Origin of the sequence: Ferrovum sp. PN-J185 (assembly GCF_001581925.1) — a bacterium.
Lineage (GTDB): Bacteria > Pseudomonadota > Gammaproteobacteria > Burkholderiales > Ferrovaceae > PN-J185.
This window is the reverse complement of record NZ_LQZA01000001.1, coordinates 708852-733407: the sequence shown is the minus strand read 5'-3', so window position 1 is coordinate 733407 and position 24556 is coordinate 708852. Positions and strand designations below refer to the sequence as shown.

Here is a 24556-nt window from a genome sequence, read left to right as displayed (position 1 = left end):
TTAAGTTACCTAGATAAAACAACGTAAATATGGATATTTTTTCACCACACCTTCTTATTATTGAAGATGATGTTGTTTGGCAAAAATCAATTTATACCACTTTTACAAATATTGGTTGGCATGTAAGCTCCAGTTATGACCTACAGAGTAGTAAAAAAATCCTCAAAACAGAAAAAATTGATTTGTGTTTAATTGATGTTGAATTAAACAATAACTGTGGGTCACACATACTTAATTTTATTACTCAACAATATCCTAACTTATACATCATTGTTCTATCAGAAAAAGACAGTGATCAAGACAGAATATATGGGTTAGAAATGGGGGCAAGAGATTACTTAAGTAAATCAATTACACTCAATGAATTGGTTTTAAGACTCAATCGCTGCGTTACTAGTATTAAACGTACTAAAGAGTTCCTATTTGAATATGACAAAATCGTATTTGGAGAGTTTATCTATAATCAAAAAAACCATGAATTATGCTTCAAACAAGAACACATTCACCTAACAGATAATGAGAACCAAGTTCTCTATTATTTTTTGACTAGCCATCTTGGTAAATTAAGAAGAGAATTTATTAGTGAAGATATATTAAAAAAACAATGGCAACCTCAAGATCGCGGTGTAGATATGTTAATCAGTCACCTACGACAAAAATTACGCCAACACTCAAAACAAATAACAATCAAACCATTAAGAGGAGTAGGGTATCAATTAGTCTTAACTTAACCAAATAACGTTTCTTTAAGTACGCGATGAAGGTACTGACCATAGCCGTTCTTACTCATAGAATTGGCCATTTTTTCTAATTGTTCTGCACTAATCAATCCTCTGCGATAGGCAATTTCCTCAGGACAGGCAATTTTTAATCCTTGTCTTTTTTCTATTGTTTGAATGTACTGTGAAGCTTCTAATAGTGACTCATGGGTTCCTGTATCAAGCCAAGCGAAGCCTCGACCCATTAATTCCACATGAAGTGCATGTTGCTCAAGATACAATTTATTCAAATCTGTAATCTCTAATTCACCGCGTGGTGAGGGTTGTAAGTTTGCCGCAAGTTCACAGACTTGATTATCATAAAAATAAAGCCCGGTTACTGCATAAGACGATTTTGGCTGTAGAGGTTTTTCTTCAATACCAATTACTTTCCCAAAACGATCAAATTCTGCTACGCCATAGCGTTCAGGATCTGAAACAGCATAAGCGAAAACCGAAGCGCCACTTTCTCTACGGTTAGCGTTTTCTAATAATTTAGAAAAGTCGTGCCCATAAAAAATATTGTCACCTAATACGAGTGCAGATGGGTGATTGTTTAAAAAAGATTTACCAATAATAAACGCCTGAGCCAATCCATCAGGAGAAGGTTGAACTGCATAACTTAAATGAATACCCCATTGACTGCCATCGCCTAATAACTCGTTAAATCGCGGTGTATCTTGAGGAGTACTTATGATTAATATGTCTGTAATCCCTGCAATCATCAGAGTGGATAAAGGATAATAAATCATCGGTTTATCATAAACTGGGAGTAGTTGCTTTGATATGGCACGGGTAACAGGGTAGAGTCGCGTCCCCGATCCACCTGCTAAGATTATTCCTTTTCTCATATATTATTTACTCTATCCTGATAGTTTTTTTCAAGCCAATGACGATATTGACCACTGAGAATATTCGCAACCCATTCTTCATGCTCCAAGTACCAGTTAATAGTTTTTTCAATACCTGTCTCAAAAGACTCTCTAGGGTGCCAATGTAATTCGTGCATGATTTTATTAGCATTGATAGCATAACGACGATCATGACCAGGTCGATCTTTAACAAATGTAATCAAAGAGGAGTAGGGTGATGCTGCTGGTTTTAGTTTATCTAATTGATGGCAAATAATTTCAACAATGTCGAGGTTGGTTTTTTCATTTAACCCACCTACATTATATGTTTCACCAATACGACCTTTTTCTAATACTGTCATGATGGCACGGCAGTGATCTTCAACGTACAACCAATCCCTAATATTTTTACCATCGCCATAAATAGGTAAAGGTTTACCTTGTAGTGCATGCGCAATCATTAAAGGAATTAATTTTTCAGGAAACTGGTAAGGGCCGTAATTATTAGAGCAATTAGTGGTTAATATAGGTAGACCATAAGTATGGTGCCAAGCACGTACTAAATGATCAGATGCCGCTTTACTTGCAGAATAAGGACTATTTGGAGCATAAGGTGTCGTTTCTGAAAAAGCTGGATCATGAGGTTCTAAGGTGCCAAATACTTCATCTGTAGAAACATGTAAAAAACGAAAACCTTCTTTTTCCTTATCGGATAAATACGCAAAAAAATGACGTGACTCTTCAAGCAAATTAAAGGTTGCTACAACATTGGTTTGAATAAAATCAGCTGGACCATGTATAGAACGATCAACATGCGATTCAGCGGCAAAATTTATAATTGCACGCGGTTTGAATTTGGCAAAGAGTTGAGCTAATAACTGTCTGTCACCCATGTCACCATGTACAAAATGGTAATTAGGGTGTTGATTGATAGCTAACAAATTATCCGGGTTACCCGCATAAGTCAGTTTATCTAAATTAATTACAGGTTCTTCATGCTCTTTGAGCCAAAGATGAATAAAATTCGAACCAATAAAGCCAGCACCACCAGTAACAAAGATCATAAGGGACTACTCACAATAATTAGGTATAAAACTAATAGCTAAGTATATCCTGAACAATAAGTTAACGGCAAAGGTAGGATTAGTTATTCACCGATATACATGCGTATAATTTATATTATGTAAAGTTAATTATGTATGTAAAATAATCCCTCAAATCCATAAAAACTTTTACAAAAACATGTGAATTTTTACAAGTGATTACTTATCTTAGTATTAAGATCATAGAGGAAAAACACATGAAAAAAACAATATTAATGACTGCATCAATCTGTTTAGTTAGTTGTGGTGGCGGATCCGGCAATGTTACATTCTGCGGGTATGATGCCTTTGGTAATCCTTATTACTGTAGCGTGCCGAATAATACACCTAGTAGTCCGCCGACTCCTGTTGCGTCTAACCTGACATTTCAAATTACACCTGCAATAACTGCCATTGCTACTCAATCCTTTAATTATTCAATAAGCGCAACTGACAACAATGGTAACAATTTTGTCTATACTTATAGTAGCGTCCCGCAATCGGGTACCACTACCTTTAATAATCAAACAGCTATTTCTGCCATTATCACCACCACCCTAACGGAAAATGGTTCAAATATCGCTTTATTTAATAATCAGACCACCAATACTCTTACTCGTTATTTTAATCCAAGTACCTACGAATTATTGGGTACAACAGGCTCTTATCCGGGAAGTTTTTCGACGGTAACGAGTACGACGCCATTACCTACCACTGGTCTTGTCGGCTATACGACGAACTATATTAGTGCTAATCTTTATAATGACTCACAACAAACGATCCCTGACGGTACACTCAATGAAACCTTTTCGTTAAACGCCAACACCGCCCAAACGGCTTATTTGTGTTACAACGACACACCTACTTTGACAACTCAAGGTAACACTGACGGTTTAACCAATGACAATCAAAATATTTGCTTTAGCATTAATTCGGCGGGCCAATTACTGGGTATGCAAGTTACCCTTCAAATCAATAACGCACCGTTAACTTTTTATTAAAAAAAGCGCGTATTTAACTTTAAATACGCGCTTTAACTAAGTGATTTAAATAAAAGTTATTTTACTACCTTCATCCATGGTGACTTACAGGATTGAACAGTTGGGTAATACTGATTACTGTCCGGACAATAATACTGAAATTGTGAAGGGGATGGCGTTGCATTTCCAGCTGGCGCTGGAGGTGGTGGTGCCATATTGCTTGAGGATGGAGCTTGCATAGGTGTCATTGGCGCATTAAGACCTGAATTGCCCGCAAGTCTCGTAACACGAGTGGTCCCGCCTCCACCTAATACCTGTACTCTTTCACCCACTTTAAACTGCTCATCTGCTCCTTGAGTTACTGCAATTACGTATCCGCTATCTAGACGAATAGTAATCTCAACGCCAGGTTTGGTTTCAACAGAACCTTCAACAGCGTTACCGGCAACCGCTCCTGCTAGAGCACCTAGTACTGTGGAAGCTGCATTACCATTACCCCCACCCAATGTACTACCCAGAGCAGCACCGGCAACTCCACCTCCAAGCGCTCCAACAATGCCAGGTTGATCGGATTGAATGCTTACTGAGCGAACGCTTTCAACGGTACCCAAACGTACTGACTGCTCACCTCTCACTTGAGAAGTTGTGTAGTCACCCCCCCCTACACCAGGCCCCGCACAACCTGCTAATACCAAGGCCATGGGAGCAGCAAGAATAAGAGAACGAGTAAATAAATTCATATAACCTCCAACGAATATGTGTTATTCGAGTATTATTTCATAAGTTTTGATATTTTCCAGTAAAACTGGTTCCAAATTAACAGTGTTTTACAATCTTTTTATTTAGTTTTCAAGGATAGCTATGGCTCAGTACGTATTTACAATGAATCGGGTAGGTAAGATTGTCCCACCTAAAAGACAAATCTTAAAAGATATTTCTTTAAGCTTTTTCCCAGGGGCCAAAATTGGTGTACTTGGTCTAAACGGTTCAGGTAAATCCACCCTACTTAAGATTATGGCAGGACTAGATAAAGAAATTGAAGGTGAGGCAATACCTATGCCCAATATTTCCATTGGCTATTTGTCTCAAGAGCCTCAAATTGATCCAGAATTAACCGTTCGCAAAGCGGTTGAGGAAGGATTGGGAGAAATAATCTCAGCAAAAGCTGAGTTAGAAAAAGTTTATGCAGCCTATGCAGAACCTGACGCTGATTTTGATCATTTAGCAGCTGAACAGGCAAGACTTGAGGCAATTTTAAGTGCATCAGACGGCCACAGTGCAGAATTGCAAATGGAAGTTGCTGCGGATGCGCTAAGGCTTCCTCCCTGGGATGCTAAAATTGGTCATTTATCTGGCGGTGAAAAAAGGCGGGTTGCCCTATGTCGACTCCTCATTTCAAAGCCTGATATGCTGCTATTAGATGAACCTACCAACCACTTAGATGCAGAGAGTGTTGATTGGCTAGAGCAATTTCTACATCGTTTCCCAGGGACTGTGGTTGCTGTTACCCATGATCGTTATTTTTTAGATAACGCAGCAGAATGGATTTTAGAACTAGATCGTGGTCAGGGAATTCCTTGGAAAGGAAATTATAGTAGTTGGCTTGAACAAAAAGAAGATCGTCTAAAACAAGAAGATGCTCAAGAATCTGCCAGACAAAAAGCGATTCAAAAAGAATTGGAGTGGGTTAGACAAAACCCAAAAGGACGACAAGCAAAGTCAAAGGCCAGGATTGCCCGATTTGATGAACTTAGCTCTCAAGAATATCAAAAACGCAATGAAACCCAAGAGATTTTTATACCCGTAGGTGAACGACTTGGTGATCAAGTTATTGAATTTAATAACGTCACAAAAGCCTTTGATAAAAAACTGCTGATGGAAAATGTCAGTTTTACAATTCCAGCTGGGGCTATTGTTGGCGTGATCGGTCCCAATGGTGCAGGTAAATCTACTTTATTTAAAATGATTACCGGTTTAGAAAAACCTGACAATGGTGACATTAAAGTAGGCTCAACCGTTAAACTGGCTTATGTAGATCAATCACGTGATATCCTTGATAACAAAAAAACTGTATGGGAAGAAATATCGGGCGGCGCAGACATACTAACAGTAGGTCGTTACGAAACTCCCTCACGTGCCTATATTGGACGTTTTAACTTTAAAGGTTCAGACCAACAAAAGATGGTAGGTAATCTTTCAGGAGGGGAACGAGGCCGTTTACATATGGCTAAAACCCTTATTCAAGGCGGTAATGTATTATTACTTGATGAACCTTCTAACGATCTTGATGTGGAAACCTTACGAGCTTTAGAGGATGCGCTTCTTGAATTTGCGGGGTCAGTGATTGTGATATCACACGATCGTTGGTTTTTGGATCGTATCGCCACACATATTCTTTCTTTCGAAGGAGACTCTCAAGTAGTCTTTTTTGCTGGTAATTACCAAGAATATGAAGAAGACAAAAAGAAACGCCTAGGTGACGAGGGAGCTAAACCTAAGCGCATTCGCTATAAACCGCTCATGAACTAACAACCTCAACTACCTGCAGGGCGAGGTTTATCCAGTATTCTATCTATTCCCCCTTAATTAGTTAAGAACTGATTAAGGGGAGATTAATTTGAATATTAGTTAGGTGATTCAAGTAAACCGATTAACTCTTCTGTTGAAATCGTGCTCACTTCACCCACCCCCTCTAACAAGCTATCTGCAAGATTTCGTTTGCGTTCGTGAAGTGCCACAATTTTTTCTTCGATCGTATCTTTGGTCACTAAACGATAAACAGTAACAGGTCGCGTTTGACCCATTCTATGGGCACGATCGGAAGCCTGATCTTCTACAGCAGGATTCCACCAAGGATCCATATGAATGACATAATCTGCAGCCGTTAGATTAAGCCCTACTCCTCCTGCCTTTAGACTAATAAGAAAAACATCACCCTCACCCTCTTGGAAGGCTTTAACGCGCTTCACCCTATCTTGGACGGGGGTACTACCATCCAAATATAAATAACTTACACCACATTCTTCCATGGCTTTTCTAATCAATCCTAAAAAGTCCACAAATTGGCTGAAAATAAGAGCGCGGTGACCGCTTTCTTTTAGCTCATCAATGATTTCAATTAAAGCATTAATTTTTACCGATTGCCAAGATAACTGAGGAAGGATCAAAGCGCCATGACAACATGCACGTCGCAATTTCATAATACCAGCCAATACTTTGATACGATTTGGCTGATCTTCACCCTGTGCTGTGACACTCTCAAGTGCCTCCTGACGTACCGCCTCGTACATCGAACGTTCGTCACTAGATAAATCCAATTTAAGTGTTACCTCAGTTCGTGGAGGCAATTCAGACAATACCTGAGATTTTGTTCTTCTTAATATAAACGGTTGAATCAAACGTCTTAAGCGCTCCCTAGCCTCTATATCGTTGTTTTTTTCTATAGGGTTAGCAAAGCGATCGGTAAAGGAATCAAGTGAGCCTAATAAACCTGGATTAATAAATCTAAACAAATTCCATAATTCTCCCAAATGGTTCTCAATTGGGGTACCTGTTGTAATTAACCTAAAATGAGCATTGAGCTTCATTGCAGCTTGCGAGCGTTTTGTTCCAGAATTTTTAATTGCTTGCGCTTCATCTAGAACAACTGTTGACCATTTTTTCTGAGCTAGGCTCTCCCCTTCTTGTTGGAAAAGTGTGTAACTCATAATGATTAAATCGCCAGGCCCTGCGTCAAGGTAAAATTTATCTTTTGACCCTGTTCCGAGCCAACGAATATTAAGCGTTGGAGCAAAGCGTTGCGCTTCACTTAACCAATTACCACATACAGAGGTTGGTGCTATAACAAGAGCCGGCCCTTCGCTCGCGCGATAAAGTAATAGAGTTAGCGTCTGCAATGTCTTGCCCAAGCCCATGTCATCAGCCAAACACGCTCCCGAGCCTGCTTTAGCGTGACGTGCCATCCATTCGAAACCAACCAGTTGGTAATCCCTTAACTCAGCTTGCAATGTGTCCGGTACCACAGGATGCCATGCAGTTAGACTCTCACGTTGCTCTAACAATGTACGCCAGCCCGTATCTGTTTGAGCATCTTCTATTTGATTGACTACATTAGACAATTCATTGGCAGCTAATGCGTGTATACGTATTTCATGAGTATCTTTTTCAGAAAGACTATCTAAATCTTTTACCCGTTTTAATAACTGTTCACTCAATGCAACGTATTGCCCATCTTTCAGCGGAATGAATCTATTTTCCTGTAATGTCGTTGCTTGTAATAATTCCTTGAGTTCAATAACGTTATCTTGGTCAATAACTAATTTTCCATTAACACCAAGCCAATCTCCTTGTGATGTGACATTAAGAGAAAGTTGGTTAGAATCAGCCTCACCCTTAATTTTAATTGTTTCACCTTCAGGCCAACGTATTTGTACACTGTCTTCTAATTCCTTTAACACTACCAATAATTCACAGGCTGCTGAGGGGTTATGAGTCACACCGGTGAACAGTGTATCTTCAATCTCTTTTAACCATGTTCTACATTTAGAAAATATGTATTCTGCTTCAGCTAACTCTTTGTGTAGATTTCGGTGTATTTGTTTTTTTTCACCTTCACAACTTTGTATGCTGTCAATAAACTCGAGCCCTAAACCAGGTGTGTACATCGCGCCCTTTTCACCATCAGGCATAACCACCATTTCGAAACCAAGGCCACTGGCAGAGGGGGATAAAAGTACATAAAGTTGAAAATGATCTGGTATTAAATTTACGTTACCACCGCCAATTTGAGAGCGAACTGTAAAACGCTTACTAAGAAGTTCAATAATACTTTTCACTCTTTCTTCGGTATTGTTAGGAATTAGCAAACCACTTTTATCAATAATTTTTAATAGCTTTTCATGATCTGGCTGTAATTCAATAATACGCAAACGATTTTTAGCCTCTCGAATAAGCTTATAACGCTCTCCTTCCTCAAAGTTTGGCGTTACGGATATGTTAATTTGATTACGATCAAATCGAATATCTATCTCAGGTAAACCCTTTGTTAAATTTACCTGTTCATTATTTTTATTGCTCCAAAACAATAAAGGATGTCCTACCAGCAAAGATAAAGCAGGTAGAAAATCCAGTTTCTTATCAGCCCCTTTAGCTGTAGTTTCTGTTACCCTGATCATTGCTATTACCGCACGATCTTGGTCAGATAAACCATCCAGTTCCTGCTGGGCAGTGAGTAAACGATTAATCGATACAGCTCGACTGCTTCCCCAAGCACCACTACCTACTCGTTTTTGTTCACGTGCCTCAATAAGACAACGAGTACCATTTTCCTGACAAGTTAAATGCCAAATAAAACGACTTGATTTAATATGAGCTGATGCGCCTCCTATTTCAGAACCAAGCTTCTCAAGAGCACTAAGCGCCCTCTCCCACATCGGCTGACGACGGATTGCATTCAATAACGACTTAGTACCTAGTTCATAATGTAACTTGTGTCCTTTATCACTATGGATATCAGAATCCATATAACCCAGTAACTCATTAGCCTCGGCAGCAACCCAACGATAGCCATTTTTTTCCGCTTTTATGGCCAAGTCCCTTAATCTTTCTCTGTCCAATAAATCTGCAGTACCGTCAATCCACCACATACCCATAGAATGGAATAACAGACCTAAGGAGTCTCGCTCAGCAATTTCAATACGCTCATCTGTATTTTTTGCAGCCATTGTCAAACTCGCTCTGGCCGCACGTCCTAGGGCAGCATAAACTGATAACAATGCGGACCCAGATTTCATTACTGCGGCTATGTGGCTAGTGGCCTTTTCAATTTTTTTTGGATCTGATGATGTAATTAGAGAAATAACATATGACGCACCTGCCAAACCAGCCATACCTAGTTTTCTTAAATCACTGTTTTTCTTAGGTTCCTTCAGATAAGCCTCAAACATATTTTGAGCGCTAACAAATTCCCCTTTGAGAACCAATGACAAACCCTCTACAGGTGTCGGAGCTTGAGGCGTCTTTTTTGATTTTGACAGGACAACTGCCTCATCGATGTGGCCTCGCAATACCATAGGTTCACACAAAACAGCCGAAAACCATGATCTTTGTTCATCTTTTGCATTTTTCGCACGATCTCTAAGCCAGGACAAGGGAGCAATACAGTTTTCAAGACGGCTTACACGAATTGCTAAAATGGTAGCTGCGATAGTCAACGAAATTTCATTAGGTAACGAATCAAAAAGATCAGGGTCAAAAGGATTATCAAATATATTTAGATAAGGATTTCTGTTACGCCATTCACTGGTAAAGTAACTTTGGATAGTTTGTGCAAGCTTTGAGAAATCATCATATTTCTCAGCATATAGAGCAAGCCTAAGATCTCTTACCCCTTCGCTAAATTGCCGGACAAAATAACCGTATTTATAGTCGGCGATTTTAAAAACCGACTTAATTACTGTGAAATAAGGCTCTTTATCTGGGTATTTTTTTAAAAAACGTAGAACTTTTTCAGCGCAGACCATCTCACAATACAACTTACTGGATTGTACTTGCACATAGCCAAGACTTATTAATTCATCAAGGTCCTTTTGAAATACTTCTTGTGAATACTCGTAAGCGTCATCTTGAATAGCGTAAAACTGTTGTATGCATTGGTATAGCTGAGATTTACTAATTTGCAAATAAGCCAGTGACAATAGTTGCAGAGTAACCAGCTGTTGCGACGACACCGCCAGATCTTTCGCTAGATCCTGATGTATTGGTTTTATTTGTAGTGAAGATGTCATTATTGATTGTGAAACTCAATTTATAATAGTTTTATTTGTAATTATATTAGTTTATCTTTAATTCTACGATTGATTTAGATTAAATGCCAAGTAAAAAAATATTAAAATATTTTCTTATTTTTACATTATAAATAAAGGAGTTAGGTAGAAAACCTTGGTTAACCTAGGTATGATTGTTTTATTGTTAGCAATCAAACTATTAATACGGATACAAAATTTTGTCTACACTACTCGAAATTGACGATTTGCATTTTAATTATGCAAATAGAAAGGTCCTACAAGGAATTAGTTTAACCATACCCGAAGGTAAGGTCAGTGCTATTTTAGGAACCAGTGGATGTGGTAAAACTACACTTTTAAAGCTAATAGGCGGTCAGCTTAAACCCAGTCAAGGTGCGGTTAAATATTATGGACGAGTTGTTCATGAAATGAATGATTCGGAACTCTACGCTATGCGTAGAGAAATGGGTATGATGTTTCAACAAGGCGGATTATTTAGTGACTTAACCGTTTTTGAAAATATTGCCTTTCCATTGAGAGAACATACAAGACTTCCTGAAAAAATGATTAGGGATCTTGTCTACATGAAACTTGAAGCAGTTGGTCTACGGGGTGCTAGAGACCTTTACCCTGCAGAATTATCAGGGGGCATGAATAGACGTGTATGCCTTGCCAGGGCAATTGCTATGGATCCTAATATTGCTATTTATGACGAACCCTTTGCTGGATTAGACCCTATTTCACTAAACGCTGTTGCTAAATTAGTTAGGCATTTAAACGATACCACCGGAATCACATCAATCGTTGTTACTTATGATGTAAGCGAAACACTAAAGGTTGTCGATTATATTTATTTAATCAGTGACGGACAATTAGTAGCATCAGGTGATCCGCAGAGTATGATTCACTCATCCAATCCCTATGCCCATCAATTTATCAATGCAGAAGCTGATGGTCCTGTACCCTTTCAAGTAACCCAATCAAAATTAGAAGTTGACTTTCGTTTACAGTCAATCAATATTTAAGGCTCGCTATGAAACCTGTTCTGTACCTCAAAACTCTCTCTACAAAAAGAAAAATTATTCTGAGTATCGTAATTCTCTTTGTAGTTTGGGGATATGTTCATCATAAAAGAAAATTAGCTAATGAAGCAGCACAGCAACATATCCGCCCTATTCCACCGGTAGTGGTTGCTAAAACAGTTCAACGGGACTTTCCTGTTTGGGTCACAGGGCTTGGTACTGTTACCCCAGTATACAACGTTACTATCCGCTCTCGCGTAGATGGAGAAATCGTAAAAATTTATTTTAAAGAGGGGGATATTGTTAAAAAAGGTGATCCCTTAATCGATATAGATCCACGACCCTACCAAGTACAATTAGAACAAGCTCAAGGTCAATTAGAGCATGATCAAGCACTACTAAATAACGCTAAGTTAGATTTAAAACGCTATACCGTACTCTCAGCAAAGGGTGCCATCCCCAAGCAACAGCTAGATACACAAAAATACCTGGTTATTCAGTACGAGGGAACGGTTCTAACTGATAAATCACAGGTGGATAATGCCAAGCTTCAATTAACCTATAGTCATATTACTGCCCCAGTAACAGGAAGACTTGGATTAAGACTGGTGGATTTAGGAAATATTATTCATGCCGCTGATACCAACGGTATGGTTGCTCTCACGCAACTAGATCCCATTACCGTAATATTTCCACTACCTCAAGATATTATTCCAAAGGTCATGCTCAGACTTAACTCAAAACAATTAATACCTGTTCAAGTATGGAATAGAAATAATACTCAATTTATTACAGATGGGTCACTGATCACGGTTGATAACTTAGTTGATACAACAACAGGAATGGTCAAGTTAAGAGCAAATTTTGATAATAAAGATTACAAACTTTTCCCTAATGAGTTTGTAAACGCCAGAATTCTTATTGAAACAATCCCTAATGCAAACGTCGTCCCGGCTGCCAGTATTCAACAAGGTAATAGTGGACCGTATGTATACGTTTATCATGAAAACAACAAAACAGTATCAGTACAAAAGGTAAGTGTAGGACCAACCAACGATAAAGATACCGTTGTTCTCTCTGGTCTTAAACCAGGTGATATTGTTGTTAAAGACGGTATTGATAATTTAAGAGAGGGTGCCCAAGTTAAGGTAGCCAATTCCCTGTAACGAAAAGAATACATACTAGGATTTAATGGGCATGAATTTCTCAAAACTCTTCATTGAGCGTCCAGTTGCTACTACTTTACTGATGTTAGCAATTTTAATTACAGGCTTAACAGCATGGCGTTTTTTACCATTATCTGCTCTTCCTGAGGTTGATTACCCTACTATACAAGTCATTACCTTGTATCCCGGTGCTGGCCCTGAAGTAACCACATCTACTATAACAGCTCCTCTTGAGAGACAGTTCGGACAGATGTCGGGTTTAACTCAAATGCGTTCAACGAGTAGTGGTGGAGCCTCGGTCATTACTCTCCAGTTCTCGTTGAGTACCAATATTGATGTGGCTGAGCAGCAAGTCCAAGAATCTATTAATGCTGCTACTACATTTTTACCCACTGATTTACCTATGCCGCCGATTTATAACAAGGTAAATCCAGCAGATGCACCAATCTTAACCATTGCCGTCACCTCGAAAAACATGCGTTTACGTGAATTACAAGATTGGGTTGAAACACGGGTTGCACAAAAAATTTCACAGCTTTCAGGAGTGGGAATGGTCAGTATTGCCGGGGGACAACGCCCAGCAGTTAGGATTCAGGTCAATCCAGTCGCATTAGCGAATATGAAACTTAACCTTGAAGATATTCGTACCGCTATAGTCACCAATAATTTACGTATTGCTAAAGGTGGATTTGATGGTCCAGAACGATCAATATCCATCGATGCGAATGATCAATTACACAATGCAAATGAATATGAGAAATTAATTATTGGTTACCAAAATGCCAATCCAATACGCTTAGGAGATATTGCTAGTGTTATTGATGGTGCTGAGAATGATCAATTAGCAGGATGGATGAATACCACCCCAGCAATTATTTTAAACATTCAAAAACAACCTGGGGCTAACGTAATTAATGTTGTAAATAGTATTAAAGAAATATTACCTAACATAAAAAGTTCTATGCCCACATCAATGGACATGAAAATACTTACGGATAGAACAACAACAATAAGATCTTCAGTAGAAGATGTTCAATTTGAGTTGATATTAGCAATTTGTTTAGTTGTTATGGTCATTTTTTTGTTTTTACGAAGTGTATCTGGAACAATTATTCCCAGTATTGCTGTACCTCTGTCTTTAGTTGGTACCATTGGAGTGATGTATTTAATCCACTTTAGTATCAACAATCTCACCTTAATGGCATTTACGATAGCAACGGGGTTTGTAGTTGATGATGCTATTGTTATGATTGAAAATATATCAAGATATGTAGAGCAAGGAGAAACTCCCTATCAAGCAGCCATAAAGGGAGCGAAGCAAATTGGTTTTACTATTATTTCACTTACTGTATCTCTCATCGCCGTCCTAATACCATTGTTATTTATGCATGATGTTATTGGACGACTTTTCCGAGAGTTTGCCATTACATTAGCCATTGCGATTATCATTTCCGCCATTGTTTCATTAACATTGACACCAATGATGAGTGCTCGTCTACTTGGTAAAGATAAGGATAAATTGGAGCATTGGCCAATAATTAAAAAATTTCATGATTGGCAAGATCTTCTCATTAGTAGGTATGATATTGCCTTAAAATTTGTATTAAACCATCAAAAAGAAACTTTATACGTTGCTGCCGGCACTTTTGTACTTACAATAGTGCTGTATCTACTCATCCCAAAAGGATTTTTCCCAGTTCAAGATACAGGAATTATTCAAGGTGTAACTGAAGCACCTCAAGATGTATCGTTCTCTGATATGCAAAAACGACAGAGTGTTGCGATTGATACCATATTACATGACGTAGATGTTGATAATGTAAGCTCTTTTATCGGTGTTGATGGGGTTAATACCACGCTCAATAACGGACGACTATTAATTAATTTAAAACCACTTAATAAAAGAAAAAATCATGATTCTATATCAACGGTGATTAACCGTCTCAATAAAGAACTAAGTAATCTTCCTAATATTCAAGTGTATTTTCAGCCTGTGCAAGATTTAACAATTGAAGATAGCTTTAGTCGTACACAATATCAATTCACATTAAGTAGCCCAAAACAATCAGATGTAGACGAATGGACACCAAAATTAATTGATAAGCTAAAGTTGCTACCTCAATTACAGGATGTCGCCTCTGATATACAAAACCAAGGTTTACAAAGCTTTTTAGAAATTGATCGAGATACAGCATCACGTTTAGGTGTTAGTGTCGCTAATATAGATAACTCCCTTTATGATGCTTATGGCCAAAGAATGGTCTCAACTATTTTTACTGAATCTAATCTTTACAGAGTCATTCTTGAAACAGATCCAAACTTTAGGAAAACTCCTGATCAACTAAATGAGCTCTATATTTCAGGTATCAATAATACTCAAGTACCCTTAATTTCATTAATCAAACCAACCACTCAACCAACTCATTTATCTATTAATCATCTAGGTCAATTTCCGGCTAGTACGATTTCATTCAATGTAAAGCAAGGATATTCTTTAGGAGAAGCAGTCAATGCAATACAGGAGACAGAGAAGCAATTACAAATACCCCGCAGTGTAGAGACCAATTTTCAAGGGGCAGCAAACGCTTTTAAAGCCTCTTTATCTAGTACCTTATGGCTTATTCTTGCTGCCATATTGACGATGTACATTGTGTTAGGTGTTTTGTACGAAAGTTACATACATCCTATTACAATATTATCCACCCTACCCTCTGCTGGTGTGGGTGCATTGTTAGCCCTCTATCTCTCGGGTAATGATTTAGGTGTATTGGGCATAATCGGGATTATTTTATTAATTGGTATTGTTAAGAAAAATGCCATTATGATGATTGACTTTGCGTTAGAGGCTCAACGTAACCAAGGGAAAACAGCACTTGAAGCGATTCATCAAGCCTGTTTATTACGTTTCCGACCAATTTTAATGACTACTCTAAGTGCCTTATTTGCTGCTATTCCATTGATGTTAGGTAGTGGTGTTGGTTCTGAATTAAGGCAGCCTCTAGGTCTTGCTATGGTTGGTGGTTTACTAGTAAGTCAACTTCTTACTCTCTTTACCACACCAGTGATTTATTTGGCGTTAGATCGTTTGTTTGTGAAAAAACAAGCAGTATGAATATTACCAAGTTATTTATACTACGACCCGTAGCAACAACGTTGCTAACAGCAGCTATTGCTTTAGCAGGAATCGTTGCATTTGTTCTACTACCAGTTGCCCCATTGCCTCAGGTTGATTTTCCCGCAATTTTTGTACAAGTCGCTCTACCAGGAGCGAATCCAGATACAATGGCATCGACTATTGCCACGCCATTAGAAAAATCATTAAGTCAAATTGCAGGAGTGGCTGAAATCACATCGAGCAGTACATCTGGCTCAACAAATATCTCTATGTTATTTGATCTTGATAGAGACATAAATGGTGCTGCTAGGGATGTCATGGCTGGTATCAATGCAGCCCGTGTCAATCTGCCATCAGGTCTTCCTACCAATCCAATATATAGAAAATTTAATGCTGCAGACGCTCCCATCTTAATACTTTCCATGACATCTAAAACTCTACCCGCAGGGGAAGTATACGATGCGGCGTCAACTATTGTTGCTCAAAAACTCTCTCAAATAGATGGTGTAGGTCAAGTAACAATTGGCGGAAGCTCGCTTCCTGCTGTAAGGATTGAACTTAACCCTCCGTCCTTAAATCGTTATGGGATTAGTATTGAATCTGTCCGTTCTGTAATTAATGCAAATAATGTAAATCGCCCTAAAGGATTTTTTTCAAATAATCGCTATCATTGGCAAATTATGAATAATGATCAAGCGATGACAGCCTCTGATTATCGTAATTTAATCATTAGCTATAATAACGGCAATCCGGTTCGATTATCCGATGTAGCAGAAGTAAAAGATGATGTAGAAGACAGTCGAAGGTTAGGTATATCTGATGGTCATAGAGCAATTATCTTAATTGTAAGTAGGCAACCTAACGCCAATATTATTGAAACTGTTGAACGTATTAAACAGTCTCTTCCACAAATTACAGCCTCAATTCCACCCGCTATAAACTTGAAAGTAGTGATGGACCGAACGCCTACTATTAAAGGTTCCTTATTTGAAGTTGAAATCTCATTACTGATTTCGACTATATTAGTTGTAATGGTTGTGTTTGTGTTCTTGCGTGAAGGTAACGCGACATTTATACCTAGTGTGGTAGTACCTGTCTCTATACTAGGTACATTTGGAGTCATGTTTTTATTGGGGTACAGCTTAAATAACTTATCTTTAATGGCATTAACTATTTCAACAGGATTTGTAGTAGATGATGCAATTGTTATTTTAGAAAATATTTCTCGCTATATCGAACAAGGCCTCAAACCTATCGAGGCAGCTATGCGAGGAGCAAAAGAAGTTACCTTTACAGTCATCTCTATCAGTATTTCTCTTGTGGCTGTATTTGTCCCATTACTACTAATGGGTGGACTTGTTGGTCGTATGTTCAGAGAATTTTCTGTTGTGTTATCGGTAGCAATTTTAGTTTCATTAATCATCTCTCTTACAACAACACCAATGCTTTGCGCCCGTATATTGAAGAAACCAGAACGTTTGGCATCAGAAGAAGAGAGTAAATTAAAGCAAATATTAAAAAAAATTGATCTACTAGGTACATACTATTCACGTTCATTGAGTTGGGCAATGAAAAGAAAGGGATGGGTATTGGTTTCCTTATTTTTAGTTATTGGATTAAATTTTTATTTGTTTGCCGTTGTACCAAAAGGATTTTTTCCACAACAAGATACGGGGCGAATTATCGGTAGAGTTCAGGCTGATCAGGATATTTCATTTCAAGCCATGCGAGAGAAAATGATTGAATTAATCAATATTTGCAAGGCCGATCCTGATGCTTTGAATGTTATTGGATTTACGGGTGGAGAAGCTCGTAATTCAGCGAATGTTTTTATTGTATTAAAACCACTTAATGAAAGACATGCAAGCTCAGAAGAGGTCATTGCTAGATTAAGAAAAAAACTAATCAAAGTATCTGGTGCTACGTTGTATTTACAGGCCATACAAGATTTCAGATTCGGTGGACGAACAGGTAACGCGCAGTATCAATACACTCTACAAGGTAGCTCACTACAAGAATTAAGATTTTGGGCACCTAAAATTAAAAATGCGCTGGCTAAACTTCCAAATCTTGCAGATGTGAACACAGATCAAGAGGATAAAGGATTAGAGCAATGGCTAGATATAGATCGTGATACAGCAGCAAAATTGGGAGTGAGCACCTCCTCAATAGATCAAGCTCTCAATGATCTTTATGGCCAAAGAATTATTAGTACAATTTACCATCCGCAAAACCAGTATAGGGTCATTATGGAGGCTGCACCTCAATACTTAAATGGTCCAGAAATACTCAAAGAAACCTATATTGCCAGTAAAAATGGAGCAATTATTCCACTGTCAACTTTTGTCTCATTTAAACGTACCAACACACCTTTAACAGTTCTTCATCAGGGTGATTTACCTGCTACAACCATTACTTTTAACTTACCTAAGGGAGTCTCTTTAGGTCAAGCCACTCTATCAATTAATGACACTTTTATAAAACTTGGCGTACCTGCAACTGTACGTGGTGGATTTGAAGGAACAGCTAAAGTATTTATTGGCTCGTTATCTAATGAGCCAATATTAATACTTGCAGCATTACTGACTGTCTATATTGTTTTAGGTATTTTGTATGAAAGTTTTATTCATCCCTTTACTATCTTATCAACTCTCCCCTCTGCAGGGGTTGGAGCGCTACTGGGTCTTGAATTAACTGGTTTACAATTTGATTTAATTGGATTAATCGGAGTTATTCTATTAATAGGTATAGTTAAAAAGAATGCCATTATAATGATTGACTTTGCATTACAAGCAGAGAGAAACGGAAAAAATGCGCAAGAGGCAATAATCGAAGCATGTAAAATGCGTTTCAGACCTATCATTATGACTACTTTAGCGGCAATGCTAGGTGCAGTTCCTCTTGCAATTGGTTTTGGTGATGGAGGTGAAATACGCCGACCGTTGGGAGTAGCGATCGTTGGTGGTTTAACAGTTAGTCAATTATTAACTTTGTATACAACTCCTGTTGTATATATTTATTTAGACAAATTAAGACAGTTTAGCTTTTTGAGATTATTTAAAAGTAAGAGAGTCACTTCATGATTAAAAAAACAACTGCTAGTACATCTCTACTCATATTGTTCATTTTCATGTTAACTGGTTGTGCCGTTGGTCCTGATTATGTAAAGCCCACGTCATCAAATCCAGCTAGTTTTACAGTTCCTAAGGGATGGAAAGTAGCGCAACCGAATGATAACAATATACCTAGTAATTGGTGGCAATTATTTCACGATCCAGTATTAAACGATTTAGAGACACAAGTAGAACAAAGCAATCAATCTCTAGCACAGCAATTTGCAGCGTTAAGACAAGCTCGTGCACTAGTTACTGCAGATACAGCGCCATTATTCCCAAGCTTCACACTTAATGAAACAACAACTAGAAATCGTTATTCCAGTGGTGCGTTTAGCTTCTTTCCTGGGCATATTTTTGATAATCATTCATTAAATATGCAAGCGAGTTGGGAGCTGGACGTATGGGGTAGCATTAGGCGTCAAATAGAGGCAGATGTGGCTTCCATGCAAGCTTCTGCCAGTCAAGTTGCAGCTACACGCTTGAGCTTACAAAGTCAACTTGCAGCTGACTACTTCCAATTAAGAGCAGATGATACGCAAGAAGCCTTATTACAACAAACAATACAAGTTTATAAGCAATATATTGAACTCACAAAAAATCGGTTTGATGAGGGAGTAGCAGCGGAAACAGACTTAATTCAAGCAGAAACTCAACTAAAAACTGCCGAAACGCAAATGATAGATTTAGGTGTTCAACGCTCACAAATGGAACATGCTATTGCTGTATTAATTGGTAAAGCACCTTCAGAATTACAAATTAAAAAGCAAAATTTAACTGACTTTAATTTAGAGATACCTGTTACTGTCCCCTCTGTATTAATTGAGAGAAGACCAGACGTATCAGTTGCCGAAAGAAATGCAGCATCTGCTAGTGCTAAAATTGGTGTTGCAAAAGCCGCTTTTTTTCCAACTGTAAACTTAACCGGTAATATTGGTTATCAGAGTAATATCTATAACAATTTAATTGGACCATCTAATTATGGATGGGGTATTAGCCCAAGTGTTAGCTTACCGATTTTTGATGGTGGACAAAGACTGGGGGGCTATCGTGAGGCCGTTGCTCAATATGATCAAGCCGTTGCTAATTATAGACAAGTAGTCTTAACCGCCTTTCAAAACGTGGAAGATAATTTAAGCGCTGCGGCGATACTGACAAGAGAGATTTCAGTACAAAATGAGGCTGTGGAATTATCTAAAAAAAATCTTGATTTAACTCGAAGTCAATATATAGCAGGCACTGTGAATTACTTAAACGTTATCACTGCTCAAGCAACACTACTTAGTAGTCAAATCAACGCCATACAAATTAAAAGTCGACAATACGTAGCTGGAGTACAATTAGTAGTTGCTCTTGGAGGCGGATGGGATAAATCTCAGGAACCTGAATTATCAAATAAATAATTATGATAGATATCAACTCACTACCCTACTTTAATCTCTATCACCATGGTTTTTTTAGAACAGCCGTAGCAACACCTCGTGTCTATCTAGCAGATCCTAAAACCAACTCAAAAGAGATAAAGACATTAATTCTCAATGCAGTATCTCAGAAAGTAGGATTGGTGGTTTTTCCCGAATTATCTTTATCAGGATATAGCTGTGATGATCTGTTTCATCAACAATCTCTCATTGAAGAATCATTAAATCAACTTAATATACTTATAGCAGAAACTGCAGACTTACCAATTATCTCAGTTGTTGGATTACCAATTAAAAATAATAATAAGTTGTTTAATTGTGCAGCCATATTTTCTCAAGGAAAATTATTTGGATTAGTGCCTAAAACATATATTCCAAATAATCGTGAGTTTTATGAGGCACGGTATTTTACTCCAGCTGATCCAAACGTCGTTGAATACCTATCTATTAATAATCAAGATATTCCATTTGGTAGCAAAATTATTTTTTCTGTTAAGAATATTCCCGATCTTAAAATTGCCATTGAGATTTGTGAAGATTTGTGGGTTCCCATCCCTCCTTCATCCTTTGCAGCTCTTGCAGGGGCAACAGTCATAGCTAATCTCTCTGCCTCTAATGCATCGGTAGGAAAAGCTGAATATCGACGTCAACTTGTTAGTAACCAGGCGGCAAGATGCCTTAGTGCATATGTCTATAGTGCGGCGGGTGTTGGAGAGTCAACCACAGACCTTGCCTGGGACGGGCATGGTATGATTTGTGATTATGGATTAATAGTTAACGAAACAAAACGGTATGCTCTTGAATCCCAATTGATTACTGGTGATATAGATATCCAACGATTAGTTCAAGAAAGAATCCGACAAAATACGTTTGCTCAAAGCCAAGATCAATTTTCTGTTGAAATAGAAAACTTTAATAAAATTAATATTGCCCTATCTCTTTATGGTGATTCTGTAATAGAGTTAATTAATCCTCCATTACGTTTTCCTTATGTCCCACAAACTGTAATGGACAGATCTACTCGCTGCCAGGAAGTCTTTGAAATACAGGTTCAAGGACTTATCTCCAGAATACGCTTTACAGGATTATCAAATTTAATAATCGGCGTTTCAGGAGGACTTGATTCTACCCACGCTCTACTGGTTGCAGTAACTGCGATAGATCGTTTGCAATTATCAAGAAAGTCGATTAAAGCCTACGGTTTAACAGGATTTGCTACCCGTGAAAAATCAATTGATTTCTTCAATACACTCACTAATCAACTAGGGGTAAGCGGAGAAATTATAGATATTAGACCAAGTTGCATGCAAATGTTAAAAGATCTTGGACACCCCTTTGCAGAAGGTCAACCTGTCTTCGACATTACCTTTGAAAACGTTCAAGCAGGCGAACGGTCAAATCATTTATTTAGACTTGCTAATATGCAACAGGCAATGGTCGTGGGTACTAGTGATTTAAGTGAATTAGCGTTAGGTTGGGCAACCTACGGAGTGGGTGATCATATGGCTCACTATCATGTGAATGCAAGTGTTCCAAAATCATTAATGCAACACTTAGTTGACTGGTGGGCAGATCATGCTACAGATAATGAAAAACTTAAATTAACACTAAAAAAAATTGTTCAGACAGAGATCTCGCCTGAATTAATTCCTGCAGAACATAACGGACAGATTCAATCTACAGAAAAAGTAATAGGCCCTTATGAGTTGCAAGATTTCCACTTGTACTATTTAACTCGTTTTGGTTTTTCACCCGAACGTGTCGCATTTATGGCCTGGTGTGCGTGGCATGACATTAATAGCGGAAAGTGGCCTGAGTTAACTCTATTTGAAAAACATACCTACGATATTGCATCTATTAAACATTGGTTAACAATATTTATAAAACGTTTTTTTGAACAAAGTCAGTACAAACGAAGTTGTATAGCAAATTCACCCAAGGTCGGTTCTGGTGGATCATTATCTCCACGTGGTGATTGGCGTGCACCAAGCGATAGTAAAGCTACTCTTTGGCTTGATAAAATTAATTTAATACCCGATACAGTTAAATAATGGCTAATCAATTATTGTTCATTTTTCAGGGAAATCAATTGTTAGTGACTAACAGTGAATCTTCTCCTGCTCTCCCGAACAGATCATTTGTTGACTCAATTCAATCAATCATCTTACGTGATCACCAAGTGGGATTTTATGATCATGTCTTATGTAGAGCAATTGAAGTGAGTGATGACTATATACCAAAAGCAGGATACCGATTTACCGGTTTAAGAACACTATTTGGCGTATTTGATGAACAACTTATTAGTTTAATAGGAAGAGCATTACAAATAGTAGAATGGGATAGGAGCCACCAATACTGCTCCAAATGTGGCAATGAAAATACGCGTCACGAACATGAACTTGCAAAGGTTTGTCCAAGCTGTTCCTATCGTTCTTATCCAAGAATATCACCTGTTGTGATGGGACTAATTGTAAGAGATAACGAAATCTTACTGGCACGCAGTCCGCATTTTGCACCTGGCATGTACAGTGCTATCGCAGGATTTTGTGAAGTAGGTGAAAGTCTTGAAATGGCTTTACATCGAGAAATTAAAGAAGAGGTAAATGTAGCTGTTGATAATATTCAATATTACACAAGTCAATCTTGGCCTTTCCCTCATTCATTAATGGTTGCATTTACTTGCCGATACGTATCAGGAATCATTATTCCTCAACCTGAAGAAATTGAAGATGCTAAATGGTTTAATGTAGATGCTCTTCCCCTACTCCCTCATCCAGTTAGTGTGGCACGTAAATTAATAGACTATACCGTAACCAATATTAAAGCTCGTTACCATGCACTTCATTAAAGATATTGAAAGTCGCTTATCTTCTTATCAGATAATAACAAACGAAGAAGATAAAAAAAGTTTTGAAAAAGACTGGCGAGGTCGTTATCAAGGTTCCTCTCTAGCTGTTGTTTTTCCAAAAACTGTAGATGAAGTAATTTGGATTGTTCAATGTTGCATTAAACATCATATTAAAATTGTCCCTCAATCGGGTAATACAAGTTTGTGTGGTGGCTCTGTACCTATTACATCAATACCCTCTGTAGTTATCAACTTATCTAAACTTAATCAGATTAGAGAGATAGACTTAGATAACAACACAATAATCGTGGAGAGTGGTGTTATTTTGGAGCAGTTGACTAAGGAAGCGCTCAACAACAATCGCTTATTTCCATTATCAATGGCATCAGAAGGAAGCGCTCAAATTGGTGGAATTATCTCTACAAATGCGGGCGGAACTGCCGTTATTCGTTATGGAACGATGAGAGGATTGGTGTTAGGGTTAGAAGTCATTTTACCAAGTGGTGAATTATGGCATGGACTTACTGGACTTAGAAAAGACAATACAGGCTATGACTTAAAACAATTGTTTATTGGTGCTGAAGGTACATTAGGTATTATTACTGCTGCTACTCTAAAACTATTACCACTTCCTAAAACAAAAGAGATATATTGGGTTACTACAAATAATATCCAAAATACTGTCAGCATACTTACTCATTTAAAAAAATCTGTTGGTGACCAAATCTGTGCATTTGAAATAATTTCTAGTAATTGTTTGCAGCTTATAAAAAAACATTTTCCTCAATTAGTAGTACCACACTACGAAGAGGGTAATTGGATAATACTGGTTGAACTAGATTACTTTAATGAACCTCAAGAAAACCATTCAATCTTTATGGACTGCATTGAAAAAGGAATTATCAATGATGTGGTTCTAGCAGTGAGTGAACAACAAAAAAAACATTTTTGGTCTATTAGAGAATATATTCCGTTGGCAGAAAAAAATGAGGGATTCAGTATTAAGCATGATATTAGTCTACCCATTAGCTCCATACCTCAGTTTGTTATAAACGCAGTTAATAAAGTAAATCAACTTATTCCTGGTGTTGGAAATATTTGCTTTGGCCATTTGGGCGATGGGAATTTACATTTCAACTTTACCAATCCGGGACATATGATGAATGAAGAATTTCTATCTCTTACTTCAACTGTAAACGAAATAGTTTACGATTTAGTCTATCAATATCACGGCAGTTTAAGTGCAGAACATGGGATTGGGCAATTAAAGATTAATTCGCTTAAGAAATATAAAAGTGAATTAGAAATGGATTTAATGCTAAAAATAAAGCAAACCATTGATCCTATGAATATTATGAATCCAGGAAAACTGCTATCAATATCTGATGAACCAATAAAAACTTAATCGGTTATTT

Annotated in this window: 15 protein-coding genes; 11 read left to right on the top strand and 4 right to left on the bottom strand. The window is 37.8% G+C overall.

Features of this window, described 5'->3' with window-relative positions; genetic code table 11:
* The first annotated feature begins 29 nt into the window (after positions 1-29).
* Positions 30-731 (top strand): response regulator transcription factor, encoded by a 702-nt coding sequence (locus tag FV185_RS03545; RefSeq protein WP_067493595.1) that lies wholly within the window; start codon positions 30-32, stop codon positions 729-731.
* On the opposite strand, the gene rfbA is transcribed toward FV185_RS03545, so the two are convergent.
* Together rfbA and rfbB are read right to left on the bottom strand one after the other, a co-directional pair.
* Positions 728-1609: a glucose-1-phosphate thymidylyltransferase RfbA gene (gene rfbA, locus FV185_RS03540; RefSeq protein WP_067493593.1), complete on the bottom strand. Its 882-nt coding sequence runs from the start codon at positions 1607-1609 to the stop codon at positions 728-730. The genes FV185_RS03545 and rfbA overlap by 4 nt on opposite strands.
* A complete protein-coding gene (gene rfbB, locus FV185_RS03535; protein ID WP_067493586.1) occupies positions 1606-2673 on the bottom strand; it encodes a dTDP-glucose 4,6-dehydratase in 1068 nt (355 codons plus the stop codon). Before rfbB ends, rfbA begins: the two co-directional genes overlap by 4 nt.
* Positions 2674-2909: 236 nt before the next feature.
* Here rfbB and FV185_RS03530 point away from each other — a divergent pair, with 236 nt between their 5' ends.
* Entirely contained in the window at positions 2910-3692 is a 783-nt protein-coding gene (locus FV185_RS03530; RefSeq protein ID WP_067493584.1) for a hypothetical protein, read from the top strand.
* A 56-nt stretch (positions 3693-3748) separates the two neighbouring features.
* On the opposite strand, the gene FV185_RS03525 is transcribed toward FV185_RS03530, so the two are convergent.
* A complete protein-coding gene (locus FV185_RS03525; RefSeq protein WP_082787009.1) occupies positions 3749-4411 on the bottom strand; it encodes a glycine zipper 2TM domain-containing protein in 663 nt (220 codons plus the stop codon).
* 121 nt (positions 4412-4532) lie between these two features.
* Here FV185_RS03525 and ettA point away from each other — a divergent pair, with 121 nt between their 5' ends.
* Complete coding sequence (ettA, locus tag FV185_RS03520; protein ID WP_067493582.1) at positions 4533-6200, top strand: energy-dependent translational throttle protein EttA; 1668 nt, start codon at positions 4533-4535, stop codon at positions 6198-6200.
* A gap of 95 nt (positions 6201-6295) precedes the next feature.
* Here ettA and FV185_RS03515 read toward each other — a convergent pair whose 3' ends face one another.
* A complete protein-coding gene (locus tag FV185_RS03515; RefSeq protein WP_067493580.1) occupies positions 6296-10456 on the bottom strand; it encodes a DEAD/DEAH box helicase in 4161 nt (1386 codons plus the stop codon).
* Positions 10457-10674: 218 nt separating this feature from the next.
* Between FV185_RS03515 and FV185_RS03510 the strand changes: the two genes are divergently transcribed.
* Genes FV185_RS03510 through FV185_RS03475 form a run of 8 tightly spaced genes read left to right on the top strand, consistent with a single transcriptional unit; the run spans position 10675 to position 24546 of the window.
* Complete coding sequence (locus FV185_RS03510) at positions 10675-11481, top strand: ABC transporter ATP-binding protein (RefSeq protein WP_156474165.1); 807 nt, start codon at positions 10675-10677, stop codon at positions 11479-11481.
* An 8-nt stretch (positions 11482-11489) separates the two neighbouring features.
* Positions 11490-12644, top strand: a complete 1155-nt coding sequence (locus tag FV185_RS03505; protein WP_067493577.1) for an MdtA/MuxA family multidrug efflux RND transporter periplasmic adaptor subunit — start codon at positions 11490-11492, stop codon at positions 12642-12644.
* A 31-nt stretch (positions 12645-12675) separates the two neighbouring features.
* Positions 12676-15756, top strand: coding sequence for a multidrug efflux RND transporter permease subunit (locus FV185_RS03500; protein ID WP_067493575.1), 3081 nt, complete (start codon positions 12676-12678; stop codon positions 15754-15756).
* Positions 15753-18842, top strand: a complete 3090-nt coding sequence (locus FV185_RS03495; protein ID WP_067493573.1) for an efflux RND transporter permease subunit — start codon at positions 15753-15755, stop codon at positions 18840-18842. Before FV185_RS03500 ends, FV185_RS03495 begins: the two co-directional genes overlap by 4 nt.
* Entirely contained in the window at positions 18839-20275 is a 1437-nt protein-coding gene (locus tag FV185_RS03490) for an efflux transporter outer membrane subunit (protein WP_067493571.1), read from the top strand. The genes FV185_RS03495 and FV185_RS03490 overlap by 4 nt, the downstream gene beginning before the upstream one ends.
* Before the next feature lie 2 nt (positions 20276-20277).
* Positions 20278-22344 (top strand): NAD(+) synthase, encoded by a 2067-nt coding sequence (locus FV185_RS03485; RefSeq protein WP_067493569.1) that lies wholly within the window; start codon positions 20278-20280, stop codon positions 22342-22344.
* Positions 22344-23141 (top strand): NAD(+) diphosphatase, encoded by a 798-nt coding sequence (gene nudC / locus FV185_RS03480; RefSeq protein WP_067493567.1) that lies wholly within the window; start codon positions 22344-22346, stop codon positions 23139-23141. The genes FV185_RS03485 and nudC overlap by 1 nt, the downstream gene beginning before the upstream one ends.
* Positions 23128-24546: an FAD-binding oxidoreductase gene (locus tag FV185_RS03475; protein WP_067493565.1), complete on the top strand. Its 1419-nt coding sequence runs from the start codon at positions 23128-23130 to the stop codon at positions 24544-24546. Before nudC ends, FV185_RS03475 begins: the two co-directional genes overlap by 14 nt.
* The last annotated feature ends 10 nt before the right edge of the window (positions 24547-24556 follow it).